Below are 18202 nucleotides of genomic sequence, written 5' to 3'. Positions count from 1 at the left end.
GGGGCGGCGGTCCTCGTTGAGCAGAGGGACAGCGACCAAGGGACAGCGCGAACGCGCGCCATGATCGGGGGAACGATGTCCACGGACGACAGAGCGCCGCATCCCGGCGGTACCGAGCCGCCCCGCCGCAGCCACCCCGGGCACCGCTGGGCCGGCACCCGGCCCGCCGGCTCCCGCCCCGGCCGCCCCCGCCCCACCGGCACCCGCCCCGCCGGCACCCACCGCCCGGTGCGCTAACCCGCCCCCCTCCCTCGCGATCTTGCACTTCCTGCCCCGACAATCCCCGCATTCCGGACGAACCAGCGACCGAAACTGCAAGATCGCGGCTGGTGGGGCGGGGTCGTGGGGCGGCGCGGGTCGTGGGGGGCGCGGGGACGACGTTGGGCGGGGTGGGTGGGGTGGGCGGGGTGGGTGGGGTGGCGTGGGGGTGGGGTCAGTCTGTTAGCGGGAGGGTGGCGGAGTTGTACTGGCGGGCGTTGTCGGTGATGACCGCGTGGGTGTGGTTGGCGCGGCGGTCCAGCCAGCCGATTCCGGCGGTTCCCATGGCCAGGGCTGCGGTGGCGTAGGCGTCGGCGATCCCGAGGTCGGTGCCGACCACGGTCACCGAGCGCAGCCCGTCGGCCGGTGCGCCCCGGCGCGGGTCCAGCACGTGCCGACCCCGCTCGTAGACGCCGGAGGTGGCGACGGCCAGGTCCGTGCCGGCGAGCACCAGGCAGGTCGCCATCTCGTCCCACGGGTGCCGGATGCCGATCCGCCACGGCTCCCCCGCCGGAGACAGACCGCGTACGCGCACGTCGCCGCCGGCGTTGACGCAGTGGTTGCCCGCTCCGGCGGCGAGCAGCCGATCAGAGGCGACCTGCGCCGCCCAGCCCTTCACGAAACCAGACGGGTCGAGCCGGCCGGTGGCGTACGCGTCGAAGAACCCGTCGGTGTCGCCCCACAGGTCGGCGCACGCCTCCAACACGAACCGCAGCTCCGCCGACGCCTCGGAGAGCAGCACCTCGCCCCGGTCGAAGCGGCACACCTCGCTGTCGTCCCGGTACGTGCTGAACCGGGCGTCCACCTCGCGCATCCAGGCGAAGACGTCATCGGCCAGCTCGTGCAGGCGCGCGGGCGGCAGGTCGTCGGCGAGGTCCACGGTGATCGCCGTACCCATGATCTGCTCGACCCGGCACAGCCCGGGTCGGGTCGTCGCGGCCGGCACGTCAGAACGCCTGCTCGATGGCGGCCCGCAGCGACTGCTTGTAGGAGTTGCTGGTTTCGGTGGCGCCGGAGACGGTGTTGAGGTTGGCGCTCTGCTTGCGGACGACCTCGCCGCCGGTGCCGTTGTAGGCGTCCCGGACATCGCCGCTGTGGATGTCGGATTCGCCGCCGCTGGGCAGCGACAGGGTGGTGGCGTCGATGATCCGGTTGCCGGAGACCACGATCTGCACCTGCACGTACCCGTACTCGTTGTCCACGCCCGGCCCGGTGATCCGGCGGGTGGTCGGCTGGGGCGCCTTGGTGGTGCGCGGCGCGGTCGGGGCCTTCGTGGTGGTGCGGGTGCCCGACGGGCGGGCGGTGGTCTTGCCGGGCTTGGGCGACACCGGCGCGTCGGCGCTCTGCGACGGCGTCGCGCCCGCCGGGTCGTCGCCGGGGGCCGCCGGGGCGCGGCCCGGGTCGGCGCCCTGCGGGGTGGGGTTGACCGGCTGCCCGGCTGCCAGGTCGGGGGCGGCCTGGGTGACGCCCGGCGAGCCCTTCAGCACCACGAGCGCGGTGGTGCTGGCGGCCAGGCCGGTGATCGCGAGGAGCGCGCGGCGCATGCGATGCCTTCCTACAACTCGAAGGTGGCCAGGTGGATCTGCCGACGCGGTACGCCGGCGCGGCGCAACGCGCGCACCGACTGCTCGACCAGCCCAGGCGGCCCGCACAGGTAGACGTCGCGCCGGGCCACGTCGGGCACGAGTTGACGTAGCCCGTCCGGGCTCATGAGCTGACGGGGGCCGGGGTCGTCGCGGGAGCCGATGACGTACCAGATCGAGGTGTCGCGCTCCTGGGCCAGCCAGTCGAGTTCCCGGCTGAGCAGCACGTCGGCCGGCGTGCGGGCCCGATAGATGAGGGCGGCGCCCGGCGGCAACTCCTCCAGCATGGCCCGGATCGGCGTGATGCCACTGCCGCCGGCGATCAGCAGCGCCCGCTCGCGGAGCCGGTGCGCGGCGGTGAACGTGCCCGACGGGCCCTGGGCCCAGACCCGGGTGCCCGGGTCCAGGTCGCGCAGGTCCGCGGTGTGCGTGCCGACCACCTTGACGGTGAGCCGCAGCCAGCGACCGTTCGCGGCGGCCGAGACGGAGAACGGGTGCGACTGCCACCAGCAGCCCCGGGTGAGGAAGCGCCAGCGGAAGTGCTGCCCGCCGAGCATCTCCAACCGGCCCAGCCGCTCGCCCGTGAGGTAGATCGAGATGGTGTCCTGGCTCTCGGCGACCACGTCGGCGACCCGCAGCCGGTACCGCAGGTTGAACGCCAGCGGCGCGATCACCCGGCCCCAGAGCAGGGCGGCGACCACCAGCAGGTAGAGGGCGATCCAGCCGGTGCGGACCGGGCCGGGCTTGTAGAGCTGCGCGCCGTGGGTGAACTGGTGCCCGTAGCCGAGCAGCAGCACCAGGTAGCTGGACCGGTGCAGCAGGTGCCACAGCTCGTAGGGCAGCGCCCGCCGGATCGCCCGCATGCTGCTGAACCCGACCAGCACCATGATGCCGGTCGCGACGAACGCGGAGACCATGTCCTCGTAGTCGCCGAGCAGCGTGCCCACCTCGGCGATGATCGACTGGTTTCGCAGGTCGGCGTAGCCGACGAGGATCAGCGACATGTGCGCCAACACGGCGACCAGCAGCGTCGCGCCGATGTCGCGGTGCCAGCGGGACAGGTGCTCGCCACCGATCCACCGTTCCAGCACCGACAGCCGGCTCATCATCAGCACCTGCACCAGCAGCAGGTAGCCGGCGACCAGGCCGGTGATCCGGCCGGCCGCGGTCACGGTCGCCGCGCTGGTCCTCAGCGAGCCGGCGGGGGTTCCCAACCACCAGGGCAGCACGCTGGCGAGCAGCCCGACCAGGAGCAGCACCGCCAGCAACCGCCGGCCGCCGGGTCCGCGCCGGGCCGGGATCTGCGGGGGTACGGGCTCAGCCGACCGGCCGCCGTGCCGGGACGAGGTCCCGGTGCGGCGGCCGGCGGCGTGGGTGTGCGGGTACGTCACGCGTACAGCTTCATCGGGGCATACTTCATGCGGGGGAACACCTTCTGCACCTCCGCGTTGGTGAGCCCGAACCGGCCCTGGGCCAGCGAGCCGTAGACGTTGAACATGTTGTTGTATTCCGGCACGTCACCGGAGTCCAGCTTGTCCAGGCCGTTCCAGGTGCCGAGCAGCGAACCGGCGAGCTTCTTGCCGGAGAGGACGGTGATCACGCCGCCGTGGCCGTGGTCGGTGCCGCCACCGTTGGAGCCGACCCGACGGCCGAACTCGCTGGACACCATGATCGTCACGTCGGCGGCCTGCGGGCCGAGGTCGGTGAAGAACGCGGCCATCGCCTTCGCCAGCTCACCCAGCCGGCGGTGCAGCTGGCCGCCCTCGCGGGTGCCCTGGTTCTCGTGGGTGTCGTAGCCGCCCATGCCGACGGTGGCGACCCGGACGTTGGCGCCGCCCTTGATCAGTTGGGCGAGCTGCTGGAACGCCCGCCCGACGCCCTCGTACGTGACGCCCTCGGCGGGCTGGTACGGCTTGGCGGCGAGCTTCTGCGCGGTCGCCAGCGCACCCATGCCCTCCTGCACGGCCTCCTCGACCGGGTGGTTGATCCCGGTGAAGAGCCCCTTGATGGCCTTCTCGGTGGCCGCCCGGAACCGGTCGTCACCGTTGAGCTTCAGCGAGCCGACGCTGTTCAGCGAGATCGCGCCGTTGTTGCCGACCAGCGAGCGGGGCAGCGTGCTGCCGATGCCGACGCTGCGGAACGCCGTGCCCTTGCCGAGGTTGTCGACCAGTCCGTCCAGCCAGCCCCGGCCGCCGGTCTCGTTGGGCAGCCCGCCCAGGTTGCAGGCGTCCGCGGCCTGGAAGTGGCTGCGGGACAGCCGCTCGTCGGAGGCCGCCGGGATGAAGCCCAACTGTCCGGCCTTGAGCCACTGCTCCAACGGCTTGAACGCGCTGGTCAGCTTGAAGCCCCGGCTCAGGGCGAGCGAGTCGTTGCCGAGCAGCAGGTCGGGGCGGGCCTTGGCGAGCACCGGGTCGTTGTCCGGTGCCACCAGGCTCAGCCCGTCCAGCCCGCCGTAGAGGAAGACGTGGATCAGCGTGCCGGTCTTGGTCGCCGCGAACGACGCCGAGGTGGTGACGAACTGGGCGGTGGCCAGCGCGGTGGCGGTCGCCGCCGCACCGGCGACGAAGGTCCGCCGGGTGACACCGCGACCGTCCTGCTGGGCCTCCTCCAGGTCCTCCAGCGTGCGGTAGCGGTCGGCCTCGGCCGCGTTCTCGGCGGCGACGATGTCCGCCTCTGCGCGCAGCAGCGCCTCGGCCGGGTTGTCGGCCAGCCGCCGCAGGTCGGGGCATTCGGGGTGCAGGGGGAAAGAGTTGTACACAGTCTTCTCCATCGGGTGCCTCACCGGAGGTGGTGCTGGGGGGACGCGAGGATCGCCCGCGCGACGGCGGTGATGGCCCCGTTGAACGTGGCGTCGACCTTGGCGGTCGCCGGCACGCCGGCCACGCCGAGGATCAGGTTCTTCTCCCGGGTGCTCAGCTTCTGGCCCACCAGCCGCAGGGAGAGCGCGTCCACGTACGCCCCGGCGGTGGCCGGCGGCTTGGCGACCAGCTTCTGCGGCGGCGTGTACGTGAAGGCGGTGCGGTAGCCGGCGACGATCTCGCCGGCCTCGTTCCAGCCGTTGACCATGGTGCCGGCCGAGGTCCACGCGACGTAGACGTCCGGGTAGCCGTCCGGGGTGGGCTGACCCATCGGGTACTGGCCCAACTCCCGCAGCTTGTCGTGGACCTGCCGCAGGCCCCGGGCGAAGGGGGTGCGCTTGTTGTCGCCGTTGTTGTGCGTCGGCGACGCCTCCGGCGCCACGCCCAGCGTCCGGTACGTAGCCACCAGGTACTCCATCGGCCGCCGCACCTTCTGGCCCACCGCCGCCCAGAACTCCGAGGAGCTGAACAGCGTCATCAACACCGGCTTGATCATGCCGTTGTTGCTGCTGTACGACTTGGCGAGCCGGTCCACCAGGGACTTCGGCGGGGTGTCTGAGACGAACCGGGTGGCCAGGCTCTGCGCCACGTACTTCGCGGTCGACGGGTGCATCGCGATGTAGGTGATGTACTTGTCGATCGCCGCGTCCACGGCGGCGATCTCCTTCGGCGTCGGGTTGTTGACGTCGCCGATGCTGAAGGTGTTCGGGTGGGTGAAGCCGAGGATCTTCACCTTGCCCATGTAGTGCTGGTTGACGCGCAGGCGGTACTGGCCCTTGTCATCGACGCCACGGCCGGTCTGCAACATGGCGGCCTGGCGGACGTCGCCCTCCGTGTAGCCGCCGTCGACGCCGACCGAGTACAGCTCCAGGTTCTCCCGGGCGAGGTTCTCGTTGATCGCGTCCTTGCGGGAGTCCTTCTGGTTCAGGTAGATCAGCAGCGCGGGGTGCTTGTTCGCGGCGACCAGCATCTCGGGGTAGCTGCCCAGCGCGTGCTTGCGCACCACGTCCTTGTCGAACGAGGTGCGGTACGCCTCACCGCCGTCGAAGTCGGCGGCGACGTGCAGGAAGTCGTTCCAGAAGTCGACCATCACCTCGAACAGTTGGCGCTTCGACCAGATCTGCCGTGCCAGGGTGGCGTCGACCACCTCCCGCTGCGGCTGGGCGCCCTGCTCGTTGAGCTTCTCCCGCTGGTCGCGCAGTTGCTGCACGGTGAGCGACTGGGTGGGCAGCTCGGCGATCTTCAGCTCGGCCTTGCTCGGCTCCAGCTTGTCCGGGTCGAGCTGGGCACGGATCCAGGCGTCGATGCCCTGCTTCTTGATGTCGGCGACCACGGCGGGCGTCGCGCCGAAGGTGGCCCGCCGGGCCAGGTGCAGGATCGGGTCCTTGGCCAGCACCGTCTTGACCGTCACCTGGGTGTCGGCGGCGGCCGCGGCCGGGCCGGAGAACGTTCGACCACCGGCGGGCGCGTTCTTCTTCAGCGCCTCACCGGCCCGGGAGCCCATGTAGCTCTCGTTCTGCTCCGTGTAGGTGCGCACCGTGCTGGGCTGCTGGCCGCTGGGCCGCGCCGCGTTGCCGTCGGTCACCGTGCTGCCGGTCGCGTCGCCGGCCACCGCCTCGTCACCGAAGAGGCCGCGGAACTGCGGGGTCATGGCGAGCGCCGCGCCGCCGGCCACGACGGCGGCCGTACCGCCGAGCGCGACCATGGCCTTGCGCCGGCCGACCTTGCGGCCCGGCTCGTCGTCATCGTCCAGTGTGGGCAGGCCACTGCCGGCCTGGCGGGCCGGGACCGGGCGGCCGAGCCCCTCCGGGCCGACCCACTGCGGCCCGCGCGGGGCGGGAGCGGGATGTCCGGCGTGTGCGTACCCGTCGCCGTACTGGTCGCGCGGGTCGGCCTGCGCCGGGTAGCCGCCCTGGTAGGGGTGGGGCGAGTCGTACCCGTACGACGCGGAGTCGCCGTACCCGTCCGCACTGTGGTGCTGGCGTCCGTCCCAGCCGCGGTCGTCCCGCGGTCGACGTGGTGGCACATTCTGGTCGGCCATGTACCAATCCCGATTTCTGATGAGCGCCGGAAGCTGCGACCGAGCAGGTGCGGCAGGTGCGGCGACTGTTGCCTGAGGGGGTTGCTACGGGAAGGTAACCAAGCGCCCAGGTGCCTTCAAGGTGGCCTGAACGCGCTCGTGAGGGCACTTAAGACAGGCCTCACCACCGCCGTCGTGGCGGGTCACCTACGCGGGTCGGGCTCCGACCTTCCCAGCAGGGCGGACGTCCGGCAGCCCGGTACGGATCGGACCGCGCCGCCGTACGTGACACATTCGGCGTCGTTAACGGCCACAGACAAACTTAAGGTCCGGATAAGCAGGACGTGAGGTGCCCTCATGCGGAGGGAAAAGTAGGAGCAGCGGGCGAGCGTGAGCCGCCGCAGCAGCGGGTATGCCGCCGAACCGCTGAACGCGTGAGGGGAAGGCAGCGCCATGCTCAGCAAAGAGGATCAGCGCAGGTTCGACCAGATCACCCGTCAGCTCCGGGAGAGTGACCCGGCTTTCTTCGCCCGGCTCGACCACCGGGTCCGGGCCCGCCGGGGCCGCTATCTGATGTTGTTGACCATCGTGCTGTGGGCGTCGCTTCCGGCGATGGCCGTGTTCGCCGGCCGGATGGCCGGCGCGATCTGCGCGGTGGTGCTGGTGGCCAACGCGGCGATCATGTGGCGGTTCCGCCGCCGCTGGACGTGATGGCTCACCGGTCGGCCGGGCCGAACGCCCGGTACGCGCGACGGAGCCGTTCAAGTAGTCCCGGCCCTCCGATGGCCGGTGCCGGCGGGCCGAGCTGGCGCAGCAGGAGATCCGGCCCGGTCGCCAGTCGGGGCGGTCGGTCGGGAAGCGGCACCGGCGGGGCCCAGAACCGGTCCGTCGTCTCGGCCAGTGGGGTCGCCGACAGCCCGGCGAGCGCCCGCGCCGCACCGGCCGACGGCAGCAGATCCACACCGGAACCGCCGCCGTCCAGGATGGAAACGGCGTCGACGGGCGGGGCGGTGACCGCCGTCCCGGTGGCCTCGGCCCGGCGGGCGCGCAACTGGTCGAGCAGCTCAGCTCGCGACCGCCCGCGCCAGTGCAGCAGCTCGAACGGGTCCGCGTCGAACGCCTCGGCCAGCAGATAGAAGGTGGCCGCGAGGTGCTTGCACGGCACCGCGAAGTCGGGGCAGTTGCAGCGCTGGGTCAGCTCGTCCACCGTGCCCGGGAAGAGCGGCGCGCCGGCAGCGGCGAACAACTCCTCCAGCTCGTCGGGCAGGTCACCGGCGAGCAGCCGAGCACTGAAGAACGCCTGCCCGGCCAGCTCCGCCTCGATCCGGGACCAGAGGGCGGCCGGGAACGCGGCCAGCGCGATGGAGACCTGGTACGGCCGCGGCCGGGAGCCCTGCACCTGGGCGGTGACCCGGCCGGGTGCGATGTCGAGCCGGAGCACCTGACCGGCCCGCGCGTACGACCGGCCACGGGTCAGCCGGGTGCCGAGCGCGAACGACTCCAGCACCTCCAGGAAACGCCGCGACCACCAGGACTGCCCTATCGCGCCCCGGGCGCTACGTGCCCGCAGGCCACCGTCGACCCGCCGGGGGCGGCCGTAGTCGGCGAACCGGTCCGTACTCACGCCAGCGCTCCGCTGCGCTCCGCGCTGGCGCGAGGCACAACGCTGCTGTGTTTGATGGTTCGCTCGCTCCGCTCGTTCACTACTCCACCACCGCGCCGGCCTCCAGGGCGAACAGCTCCCGCAACTGCCCGGTGGACAACTCGGTGATCCACTGCTCGCCGGTGCCGACCACCCGCTCGGCGAGGCTGCGCTTGTCGGCGATCATCGCGGCCACCTTCTCCTCCACGGTGCCGGCGCAGACGAACTTGCGGACCTGCACCCGCCGCCGCTGCCCGATCCGGAACGCCCGGTCCGTGGCCTGGTCCTCGACCGCCGGGTTCCACCACCGGTCCACGTGCACCACGTGGTTGGCGGCGGTCAGGGTGAGCCCGGTGCCGCCGGCCTTGAGCGAGAGGACGAACAGCGGTGGCCCGTCGGCCGACTGGAACCGCTGCACCATGGCGTCGCGTTCGGCCTTGCCGAGCCCACCGTGCAGGAACAACACCTCCCGGCCGAACCGCGCCGACAGGTGCCCGCGCAGCATCGCGCCGAACTCGGCGTACTGGGTGAACAGCAACGCCCGCTCCCCCGCCGCCAGCACTTCCTCCACGATCTCGGTCAGCCGGGCCAGCTTGCCGGAGCGGCCGTCCAGCGGCGACCCGTCGCGCAGCAGTTGGGCGGGGTGGTTGCAGACCTGCTTGAGCCGGGTCATGGTGGCCAGCACCAGCCCGCGACGTTCGATGCCGTCGCTGGACTCGATCCGGGCAAGCATGTCGTCGACGACCACCTGGTAGAGGGCGGCCTGCTCAGCGGTGAGATTGCAGAGCACCTCCATCTCCAGCTTCTCCGGCAGGTCGGAGATGATCGACGAGTCGGTCTTGAGTCGGCGCAGCACGAACGGGCCGGTGATCCGGCGCAGCCGTTCGGCGGCCTCGGCGTCGCCGTGCCGCTCGATCGGCTCCGCGAACCGCTTCCGGAACGTCGCGGCCGGCCCGAGCAGGCCGGGGTTGGCGAACTGCATGATCGACCAGAGGTCGGCGAGCCGGTTCTCCACCGGCGTACCGGTGACCGCCACCCGCTGCCGGGCGGGCAGCGCGCGGACCGCCTCGGCCTGCCGGGTCGAGGCGTTCTTGATCGCCTGCGCCTCGTCCACCACCACCCGGTGCCAGTCGATGCCGGCCAGGTCGACGGCGTCGCGGGCGGCCACCGAGTAGGTGGTGAGGACCAGGTCCGCGCCGTGCGCGGCCGCGGTGAACTCCGCCCCCCGGGCCCGCTCCGCCCCATGGTGTACGTGCACACGCAGCCCCGGCGTGAACCGGGCCGCCTCCCGCTGCCAGTTGCCGACCAGCGACATCGGACAGACCAGCAGGGTCGGTCCGGCCTCCGGTGGGTCTCCGGCGAGCAGCGCGAGCAACTGCACGGTCTTGCCCAGCCCCATGTCGTCGGCGAGCACGCCACCCAGGCCGAGCGACCGCAGGAAGGCCAGCCAGGCCAGCCCACGCCGCTGGTACGGCCGCAGTGTCCCCACGAAGCCCGGCGGCGGATCGAGCGGGGTGAGCCGGCGCTCCACCGCACCGGCGAGCAGGTCGCCCAGCGCCCCGTCGGCGGTCACCTCCAGCACCGGCAGCGCCCCGGTGTCGTCACCGTCGGCCAGCCCGAGGCGGAGCAGGTCGGCGACGGTCAGCTCGCCGGCCGACCGGAGCAGCCGCAGCCCGGCGGCGAGCCGCCCCGGGTCCAGCTCCACCCACCTGCCGCGCAGCCGCACCAGCGGGGTCTTCAGCTCGGCCAGCGCCGCCAACTCGTCGGCGGACAGCGGTTGGTCGCCGAGCGCCACCTCCCAGCGGTAGTCGACAAGCGCGTCCAAGCCGACGCCCGCCTCGGTGCCGGCCACCGTGCCGGGCGCGGTCCGGCTCCGGGCGCGCAGCCGGGCGCCGAGCCGCGCCGACGGGCGCTGCCACCAGGACGGCAGCAGCACCCCGAAGCCGGCGGCGTGCAGCACCGGGGCACCCTCGCTGAGGAACCGGTGCGCGCCCTCGATGTCCAGCTCCATCGCCTCGGGTGCGGCGGTGCGCAGCGCGGCGTCCAGGTCCGGCCAGAGGCGGCTGCCCCGGCCCAGCTCGGCGAGCAGGGTCTCCTGCGGGTTGGCCGTAGCGCCGGCCAGGCCGCCGAGGCTGTGCGGCGCCCGCCAGATCTGCCCGGCGTCGACGTGCAGGCCGGGCTCGTCGGCCGCCTGCAACCCGAACTCCAGTCGCCACCGCCCGCCACCGGCCGGCCCGCCATCGGACGGGACGCGGTCGGCCGGCTCGTGCCGGGTGGCCAGGATCGGTTCGGTGACCTCTTCGGGGTGCGGTTCCACCAGGCGGAAGCTGGCCCGGACCGCGCCGCCTGCCGCGTCCCGCTGCCAGTTGTCCAGCTCGGAGCGAAGGGTGGCCAGCGCCGCCGGGTCGACGGTGAAGTCGCGGCTCGGGCCGGTGAGCGCCGCCAGCCAGGCCGGCGCGGGCCCGCCCGGACGCAGCCCTCGGGCCAGCGTGGTGGTCGAGAGCGCGGCTCGGGCGGCGGCGTCGGTCAGCGCGTCGAGCGCATCCGCGACCAGCACACCAGCGGTCAGCTCGGCGTCGCTCGAATCGGTGGTCGCCGGGGCGGCGGCTCGGGCGGCCGGCGGCAGCGCCAGTGCCAGCGACCGCGCCCAGCCGGCGTCGGTGCCGGTCAGCAGCGGACGCCACACGGCACGTGCCGTCACCGTCGCTCCCGCCTCCGCCGGCCGCGCCGCGCGTCCGACCGCCGGTGGGCGCGGCGGCTCGGCCACGCCGGCACCTGACGACGCGATACCCGCCGTCGGGCTGACACCCGGCAGGACGCGGCCCCGGGTCACCAGGTCGGCGGCGAAGTCGGCCACTTCGGCGAGGTGGCGCAGGGTGGCCCCGGGCACCGCCGGGAGGTCGTCCAGGGCGCGTAGGAGGGGCAGGGCGTCGTCCGGGGCGTACACCAGGATGGGGACCCGCCACCCGGCCAGGGTGAGCCGGCCGCGGGCCGCAGGTTCGACGGCGGTCCGGATCAGTTCGGGTGAGTCGGTCGGCGCGCCCGCCCGGGTCGGCAGGGTGAGCAGCGCGGTGTCGGGGCGGGCTGGCTCGGCGGCGTCGGCGAGGACGGCGGCCAGGTCGGCGTGCCCGGCGGCGAACGGGTGCGGGCGTTCGCGGGGCGGCCGGCCGGAGCGCGGTGCGACGGCAGCCGGGGCGGCGCTGTCCTCCGCCCAGACGGCGAGGCCGGCGGACGCGCCGTCGCCGGGCAGCCACAGCCCGTGGATGACCAGCACGTGCTCCCCCTCGTCGCCGCCCGCGCCCAGGATAGGCGGCCCCGGTGGGCCTGCGTTCCCGACCACCGGTCGACACGCGCGGGCTCGCACGGGCTCACCGCGACGCTGCTGGGGTGATCGACTCGGTATCGCTGATATCGCGGTATCCGAGTAGGCGGGACACCCCGACTTCGCCGATCCCGTGGTGATCAAGCCGTCGCGCTGCCCCGCTATCCGCTGCGCGTGGGCGGCACGGCAGGCAGGATGGGCGCATGGCTTCCTCCGTGCAGATCCTCCTCGTCGGCGGCGCGGCGGACGGGCAGACCGTGACCGTCGAGCTGGACAGCAACGGCCGCCCGCCGCTCACCCACCACCACCTCGGGTCCGGAGGGCTGGCCGAGGCGCAGATCTACGAGTTGGAGTCCGCCCGCGAGGAAGCCCGCGAGTGGCGCTACCGGTGGACCGGCCCGGCGGTGTGACCAGCCGGATCAGACCCGGGTGAGGGTCTGGCTGCGCAGCCTCTCCAGCACGGCGCGGGTGACCTCCGAGGTGCCTCGGGCCTGTTCGCAGACCTCGGCGACCCGCCGGGCGGTGGCTTCGGCACGTGCCTCGCGCTCGTCCCAGAGCCGGTCGACCTCGGCCAGCAACGGACCCTCGACCTCCCGCTCCACGCCGCGCAGCGCCGGCACACCGAGCCGCTGGGCCAGATCGAAGACCTTCCCGGCGTACGGCAGCGGCAGGAACGGCGTGCCCACCATCGCCGCGAAGATCAGGAAGTGCAGGCGCATGCCGACGGCCAGATCGAAGTGGCGCATCAGACCGAGCACCTGCTCCGGGGAGTAGTTGCCGTGCAGGATCCGCCCCCGCTCGGCGGCGACCATGTGCGACAGCACCCCGTGCGAGTGCCGGATGTCGTCGCGTTCCATCGGCACGAACAGCACGTGCGCGTCGATCCGGTGCACCAGGAAGTCACCGATCTGGGCCAGCAGCCGGTGGTAGCCGTCGACGTCGAGGCGTTCGGCGGCCCGTCCCGGCTCCCGCACGCTGATCCCGACCAGCGGCTTGCCGACCGGCACACCCTCCTCGGCCAGCAGGTGGGCTGGGAAGTCCGCCGGCTGCAACAGGAACGCCGGGTCGGCGGTGACCGTGATCGGGTTGAGCAGGCCCGCCTCTTCCAGCACCATCCGGGACTCCTGGTCGCGGACGGTCACCTGGGTTGCGCTGGCGAGCGTCTCCCGGACCATGCCGGTGTCCACCGCGTCGCTGAGCGGCCCGACCCCCACCGCGTACGTGATCAGGGGTAGGCCCCGTTCCTGGGCGACCCGGACGACCCGCAGGTAGCGGCGGGCCTCCCGGTCGTAGAGGATGCCGCCGCCGCCCAGGATGAGCAGGTCGAGCTGGGCCAGGACCAGCGCGGAGTCGGTGCGGCTGACGCCCTCCCAGGGCACCGCCTCCACGTCCGGGTGGGCGGCCCGGGTGTGGTCCGGGTTGCGGGAGAAGACGATGATCCGGGCGTTCGGCTCCTGCGTGCGCAGATCGGTGAGCAGGCCGGTGAGGATCGCCTCGTCACCGAGGTTCCGACCACCGTACGAGCCGAGCACACCGATCGTCAGTCCGGCGTCATGCGTCATCCGTCGCTCCTCCCCGGGTGCGGTCCGGCGCGGTTTCCCGCTGGACGGACGAACAGTCCTGCTCAGGGGACCGGCGTCGCCGCCGGGTCAGCCCGCCGGTCGATCCGCTTGGCCATCTGCTGAGCGGTGACCTGGAATCCGAGGCTCTGATAGAGCCCGATCGCCACGGTGTTCGTGCCGAAGACGTTCAGCCCCAGCTCGGGCACCCCGAGTCGGGCGAGTTCCGCCTCCATGAGCTGGATCATCCGCCGTGCGTACCCCCGTCCCCGATGCGCCGGTTGCACCTCGATGTTGTGGATCCAGGCACGGGTGACGTCGGTGGCTCCGGCCGCCCCGGGCAGAGTCACCCAGATCCAGCCGACCTCGGTGTCGCCGACCCGCGCCATCCGCAGCAGCACCCCCTCGGTGGCCGCGCCCGCCGGCAGCAACTGCCGTAGCTGGTCCGCCGACCGCTCCCGCGCCGCCTGTGGGCTCATCCCCTGGTGCGCGGCCAGATCCTCGGCGTACGCCCGTTCCAGCGGGTCCCGCAACCGGGCCAGTTCCTGCTCGCTCAACGGCGTCAACGTCACATCCACCGGCTCCGCCTTCCTCTGGGTGTCAGCCTCCAGCGGGTAGTGCAGCAGAACCGACCCGACCCTGCCACCCCACCCACCGACTGGTTCCTTTCGCCGGTCAGCGTGCCGTGGGAGCCGACGCCAGTCCGTCCGCCAGTTGCGTCAGGTCGACCAGCCGCAGGTCGCCGTCGAGTCCCTTCAGCGCAGCGGTCAGCGCGCCAGCCGCCCGCCCGGCCTGTAGCCCGACCTCGGCATCCTCGACGACCAGGCACCGCGTCGGCGGCACGTCGAGCAACGCGGCCGCGCGCAGGTAGCCCTCCGGGTCCGGCTTGCCCGCCCGTACGTCCTCCACGGTGACCAGCACCGGCGGCTCGATGCCAGCGGCACCGAGCCGGGCCTCGGCCAGCCGGGCGTCGGCGCTGGTCACCACTGCCCAGGGCATCCCCAACCGGGCAAGGGTCGTCAGCAGCTCGTGGGCGCCGGTGGTAGGCGACACGTCCGACAGGTCGTCGTACTGCAATGCCAACTGTCGGGCCGCCGCCACGGCGACCGCCGCGTCGTCGAGCGCGGGCAGCAGCCGGCGAATCGTCTGATCGGCGGGCCTGCCGTGCGCGATCGCCAGCGCCGCCGCCGGCACGACGGCGTACTCGGCCGCCCACCGCTCCCACGCCCGCTCCACGGCGGCGTCGGAGTCCACCAGCGTGCCATCCATGTCGAACAGCACCGCGTCGATGTCCGCCAGCTCCACGATCACCCTCCCCGAATACGCTCCGTAACGAGGATAGGGAGCTGCCGATCGGGCCGCCGGCCAGGTGCCACCAGCGCGCCCTGGACCACACCGACGGCGCCGGACCACCACCCCGCCTCGACCATCCCAGGGTTCAGGTGGGCGCGCCGACCTGGTGGGTGAGGAACGGCAGCACCGCCGCCGGCAGGGCCGGCGCGGCGATGATGTCGTAGTGCGTGTGCCCGGGCAGCACGGCCAGCCGGGCCGCCGGACGGTCGGTGCCGTCCCAGCCGGCGTCGCGGTGCCCGCCGCCGAGCAGCCCGTAGAACTCCGCCACGTGACGGGTCGGGATCGAGTCGGCGTCGGCGAAGACCAGCATCGTCGGCATGCTCAGCCGGGCCACCTCGGCCGACCAGTCGTAGTCACGGCGCAGCAGGTCACCGCTCTTGGCCCACAGTCGCGGCCAGTCCTGCGGACGCGGGGCGACCCGCTCGTAGAGCACGTGTGGTGGCGTGCCGCGCATCTGCTCGCCGGTGCGCTCGTCCTGGGTCGCCATGGCGGCCAGCACCTCCGGATACCAGCCAGCGCTCTTGCACGGGGTGGAGACCAGCACCAGCCGACGCACCAACGCCGGATGCTGGATCGCGGTACGCAGCGCGACACCGCCGCCCAGCGAGTAGCCCAGCACGTCGGCCGTGGACAGGTCGAGGTGCCCGAGCAGCGCCGCGATGTCGTCGGCCATCGACTCGTACCGCAGGGGCCGGTCGACGTCGGCCGTGCGCCCGTGACCCTGAAGGTCGACCGCGACGACCCGGCGTCGCTCGGCCAACGCCGGCACGATCGGGGCGAACATCTCCACCGACCCGTAGCCGCCGTGCAGCAACACCAGCGGCCGACCCGTGCCGTGCGACTCGTACCAGAGCCGCAGCCCGTTGACCTGCGCGTAACTCACCCGGCCTCCCGCTCTTCGGCGTCACAGGTCCGATCCAACACGGGGCGCACGACGTCGACGTACGCAACGCGCCGATCCGTCCGTACCTCGATCGCGGCCAGCCAGCGGTCCCGGTGCCTGTCGCGCAGCGGCACCACCGCGTCGCCCGGCTCGCCGGCCAGCCGGCGCTGGTCGGCGTACTCCGTGGTGAGGCTGGCCAGCACCGACCGGGCCGCCGCCGCGACGTCCGCCGGGCCTTCCAGCAACACCAGGTTGTACGCCTCGTCCACGGCGCGCATCGCCGCGTACGTCTCGTCGTAGCCGGGCGGGGGCCCGTCGCCGGCGGGCTCGACCCACCGCCGGTCCAGCCGCCGGTACGCCTGGTCGCAGGCGCTCAGGAACCCGACGTACGCCTCGCGCCGCAGCTCGTCGCGGCGGGTCGCACGCCGCTCGGCGTTCTCCTGGCGGGCCAGGGCGAGCTGATGGGCGAGTTGCCGGCGGGTGCTGAACGGGACGGCACCCGGACATGTTGCCCGGGTCGCCTACGGTGCCACGCATGTCCCCTCGCGTGGCGCGCCTGCTGATCTGGCCCTTCGCGGTGACCGCGCTCGCCCTGCGGGTCTGCGCCGAACTGTGGTTCAAACCGGTGACCTGGCGGATCGATCCGAGTGGCGTCGCCTTCCTGGTCTGGGCGGCCGTCCAGGCCGCCTGCTTGCTGGTGCCGTGGGCCGGACACGCCCTGCTCACCAGACGGGTGCGCCAGTGGCCGGCGACCTGGGAGGTGGCGGCCGGGGCGGAGAAGTTCGTCGCGTCGGCCAGCCCGCGCTGGCTCGGCCCCTGGGTGATCCTCATCGGCTGGCTGGCCGGGGGTGCCGTGTTGACCGAGCGGGTTCCGGGCGCGGACCGCGTGCGGCTCGCCGAGATACCCGGCGTCCTCGCCGTGAGCATCGCCGTCCCGGCCGTCGTCCTGGCAGCCATGGCGGCCGTGCTGCTGCTGGACCGACCACGCCTGATCCTGGACCGGGACGGCATCACCAAGCAGGGGCTGGCACGGCGCGCGTTCGTCCGCTGGGACCGGCTGCTTCCGGGCGGACCACCGTCACCGGCCCGGCGCACCGTGAACCTCACCCTCATGCAACAGCCGGCGACACCGGGCCGCCCACCCGTACCGTTCTCGCTGCCGATGGCGCCACTGCACATCGATCCGACATTCCTCGCGGAAACGATCCGCCACTACGTCGAGCACCCCGAGCACCGGTCGGCCATCGGCACGCAAGACGAGCTGGATCGGGTACGGGTACGTTGCTCGTAGGCTCGCCCAGGAGTCAAATATCCGACGCTGGCGATGCAGACAAGATCTCGGCCGCCGGTCGTGTTCAGAATTGTCCCACTTCTCTGCCGGCTCTTGGATTTAAGCCGTACGCGACAAGTTTTCATCCGCCGTTAGGATGCAGCACCCGAGGCAGCCACACCGGCGGAGAGCACAGATGCTTGGAGCTAAGAGATCGGTGAGGACGAAGCTGACCATCTGGCGCTACCGGCTGTGGCGCTTCCGACTCACCACCGTCGGCATTGCCTTGGCCTCGTTCGGCGCAGCAACCGCCCTGGTCAATCCGCCTCGGACAGTTAGCGTGGCTGCGGGACTTGCTGGCGCTACCCTCTCCTTCATGGAGACCCGGGCCAACCGCCGCCGCTCAGAGGAATTGCGGTTCCAGCCGCGAGAGGGCGACAAATACAAGGACGTTGTAGATCAGTCGGCCGCCCTCGGCCCGAGCATAGAAAGCGCCCGAGACGTAGGAATAATGCTGTCTCGGGAGAACGCCGAACTCCGCAAACGACCCATCCGCGCCATTCTTCAAACCCCGGACTACGTGCTTCCCCGTGACTTGAGGACCTGGTCCCTTGACTATCTGACCCGCCGCGCCAAGACCGGGAAGATTTACAACGACCGCGTGCTCTGCCTGGCATCGGATCTTCTGGGCGACGACGTCGCCAAGCTGAGAGCGGCCCGCTACTTCGACTTCTTGTGCAGCAACCTGCTCGCCCCCTTGGATGTCTGGCAGGTGGGGCGCAAGAGCCCCGCCCTTCGTGGTCGTGATCTCATCCTCGACCCCGAGGGACGGCTGATCCCCTTCAGGCGCAGCCGTCTCGCGAACATCATCGGCGTATCGACGCTTGCCTTCACCACCGATGGGCAATTGCTCCTTGTGTCGCAGACCCCCGAGAACATGGGCAGTCCCGGCTTGCTTGCCCCGTCCGGATCGGGTGCACTCGAACCCAAGGACATGCCTGACAACATGGCCGACTGGACGATCCAAACAATTGTCATCAACGGGGCCGAGCGCGAACTACAGGAAGAATGCCACCTGGAAGCGAACGAGATACGGCGCAGCGCTGTCGTTGGCCATGGTCGTTGGATCAGCCGGGGAGCCATGCCCGAATTCTGCGCAGCAACCCTCCTCAGACTCACCGGTGACCAGATGCTCGACCGGTCAGTGCGGCGGGTGGAGCGGTCTTTCGTCCACGAAGTCATGCCGGTCAACCTCGCACCTGTGCGACTGTGGGACCCTCGTCGGCCGCTTGAGATGCTGCCGCGCAAGCACCGGGATGCGGTTTCCTGGCCTCTGGCACTTGGGCTGGCTTCCCTCGCAGAGTGCGTCAATGACGAATCGTGGCCCCTGCGTAATGAACTGATATCCCGACTGACCGATTAGACCCGCAGCAGTTTGGCGCCGGCTTGACGTC

Annotated in this window: 16 protein-coding genes; 4 read left to right on the top strand and 12 right to left on the bottom strand. The window is 72.1% G+C overall.

Going from position 1 to position 18202, the window contains the following annotated elements; genetic code table 11:
• Positions 1–433: 433 nt before the first annotated feature.
• The 5 genes from ABZ780_RS13895 to ABZ780_RS13875 are packed head-to-tail and all read right to left on the bottom strand — an operon-like array spanning position 434 to position 6740.
• Positions 434–1156: an FAD:protein FMN transferase gene (locus ABZ780_RS13895; RefSeq protein ID WP_357012018.1), complete on the bottom strand. Its 723-nt coding sequence runs from the start codon at positions 1154–1156 to the stop codon at positions 434–436.
• Positions 1157–1205: 49 nt separating this feature from the next.
• Entirely contained in the window at positions 1206–1802 is a 597-nt protein-coding gene (locus tag ABZ780_RS13890) for an FMN-binding protein (protein WP_357486157.1), read from the bottom strand.
• Positions 1803–1813: 11 nt separating this feature from the next.
• Positions 1814–3232: a ferredoxin reductase family protein gene (locus ABZ780_RS13885; protein WP_357486155.1), complete on the bottom strand. Its 1419-nt coding sequence runs from the start codon at positions 3230–3232 to the stop codon at positions 1814–1816.
• Positions 3229–4611 (bottom strand): DUF1501 domain-containing protein, encoded by a 1383-nt coding sequence (locus ABZ780_RS13880; RefSeq protein ID WP_357011893.1) that lies wholly within the window; start codon positions 4609–4611, stop codon positions 3229–3231. The genes ABZ780_RS13885 and ABZ780_RS13880 overlap by 4 nt, the downstream gene beginning before the upstream one ends.
• An 8-nt stretch (positions 4612–4619) precedes the next feature.
• Positions 4620–6740, bottom strand: a complete 2121-nt coding sequence (locus ABZ780_RS13875) for a DUF1800 domain-containing protein (RefSeq protein WP_357011890.1) — start codon at positions 6738–6740, stop codon at positions 4620–4622.
• Between the two features lie 432 nt (positions 6741–7172).
• Between ABZ780_RS13875 and ABZ780_RS13870 the strand changes: the two genes are divergently transcribed.
• Entirely contained in the window at positions 7173–7430 is a 258-nt protein-coding gene (locus tag ABZ780_RS13870) for a DUF3040 domain-containing protein (RefSeq protein WP_357011888.1), read from the top strand.
• Between the two features lie 4 nt (positions 7431–7434).
• Here ABZ780_RS13870 and ABZ780_RS13865 read toward each other — a convergent pair whose 3' ends face one another.
• Positions 7435–8343 (bottom strand): SWIM zinc finger family protein, encoded by a 909-nt coding sequence (locus ABZ780_RS13865; RefSeq protein ID WP_357486153.1) that lies wholly within the window; start codon positions 8341–8343, stop codon positions 7435–7437.
• A 79-nt stretch (positions 8344–8422) separates the two neighbouring features.
• On the bottom strand, positions 8423–11635 hold the full coding sequence (locus ABZ780_RS13860) for an SNF2-related protein (protein WP_357011883.1): 3213 nt from the start codon (positions 11633–11635) through the stop codon (positions 8423–8425).
• Between the two features lie 251 nt (positions 11636–11886).
• Between ABZ780_RS13860 and ABZ780_RS13855 the strand changes: the two genes are divergently transcribed.
• Entirely contained in the window at positions 11887–12093 is a 207-nt protein-coding gene (locus tag ABZ780_RS13855) for a hypothetical protein (RefSeq protein ID WP_357011880.1), read from the top strand.
• 9 nt (positions 12094–12102) lie between these two features.
• Here ABZ780_RS13855 and ABZ780_RS13850 read toward each other — a convergent pair whose 3' ends face one another.
• The 5 genes from ABZ780_RS13850 to ABZ780_RS13830 form a co-directional block, all read right to left on the bottom strand.
• Complete coding sequence (locus tag ABZ780_RS13850; RefSeq protein WP_357011877.1) at positions 12103–13245, bottom strand: polysaccharide pyruvyl transferase family protein; 1143 nt, start codon at positions 13243–13245, stop codon at positions 12103–12105.
• A 62-nt stretch (positions 13246–13307) separates the two neighbouring features.
• Positions 13308–13820, bottom strand: a complete 513-nt coding sequence (locus ABZ780_RS13845) for a GNAT family N-acetyltransferase (protein WP_357011874.1) — start codon at positions 13818–13820, stop codon at positions 13308–13310.
• A 97-nt stretch (positions 13821–13917) separates the two neighbouring features.
• Entirely contained in the window at positions 13918–14547 is a 630-nt protein-coding gene (locus tag ABZ780_RS13840) for an HAD-IA family hydrolase (protein ID WP_357486152.1), read from the bottom strand.
• Between the two features lie 133 nt (positions 14548–14680).
• On the bottom strand, positions 14681–15478 hold the full coding sequence (locus ABZ780_RS13835) for an alpha/beta hydrolase (RefSeq protein WP_357486150.1): 798 nt from the start codon (positions 15476–15478) through the stop codon (positions 14681–14683).
• On the bottom strand, positions 15475–15756 hold the full coding sequence (locus ABZ780_RS13830; RefSeq protein WP_357486148.1) for a hypothetical protein: 282 nt from the start codon (positions 15754–15756) through the stop codon (positions 15475–15477). The genes ABZ780_RS13835 and ABZ780_RS13830 overlap by 4 nt, the downstream gene beginning before the upstream one ends.
• Before the next feature lie 257 nt (positions 15757–16013).
• Here ABZ780_RS13830 and ABZ780_RS13825 point away from each other — a divergent pair, with 257 nt between their 5' ends.
• Positions 16014–16769 carry a hypothetical protein gene (locus ABZ780_RS13825; protein ID WP_357486146.1) on the top strand — a complete coding sequence of 252 codons (756 nt, stop codon included), beginning with the start codon at positions 16014–16016 and terminating at the stop codon, positions 16767–16769.
• A 196-nt stretch (positions 16770–16965) separates the two neighbouring features.
• Positions 16966–18171, top strand: a complete 1206-nt coding sequence (locus tag ABZ780_RS13820; RefSeq protein ID WP_357486145.1) for a hypothetical protein — start codon at positions 16966–16968, stop codon at positions 18169–18171.
• Positions 18172–18202 lie beyond the last annotated feature (31 nt).

Source organism: Micromonospora sp. NPDC047467 (genome assembly GCF_040643095.1).
In the GTDB taxonomy this organism is placed as follows: Bacteria; Actinomycetota; Actinomycetes; order Mycobacteriales; family Micromonosporaceae; genus Micromonospora.
Note: the sequence above shows the minus strand (reverse complement) of the source record. Positions and strands in the feature narration are given on the sequence as shown.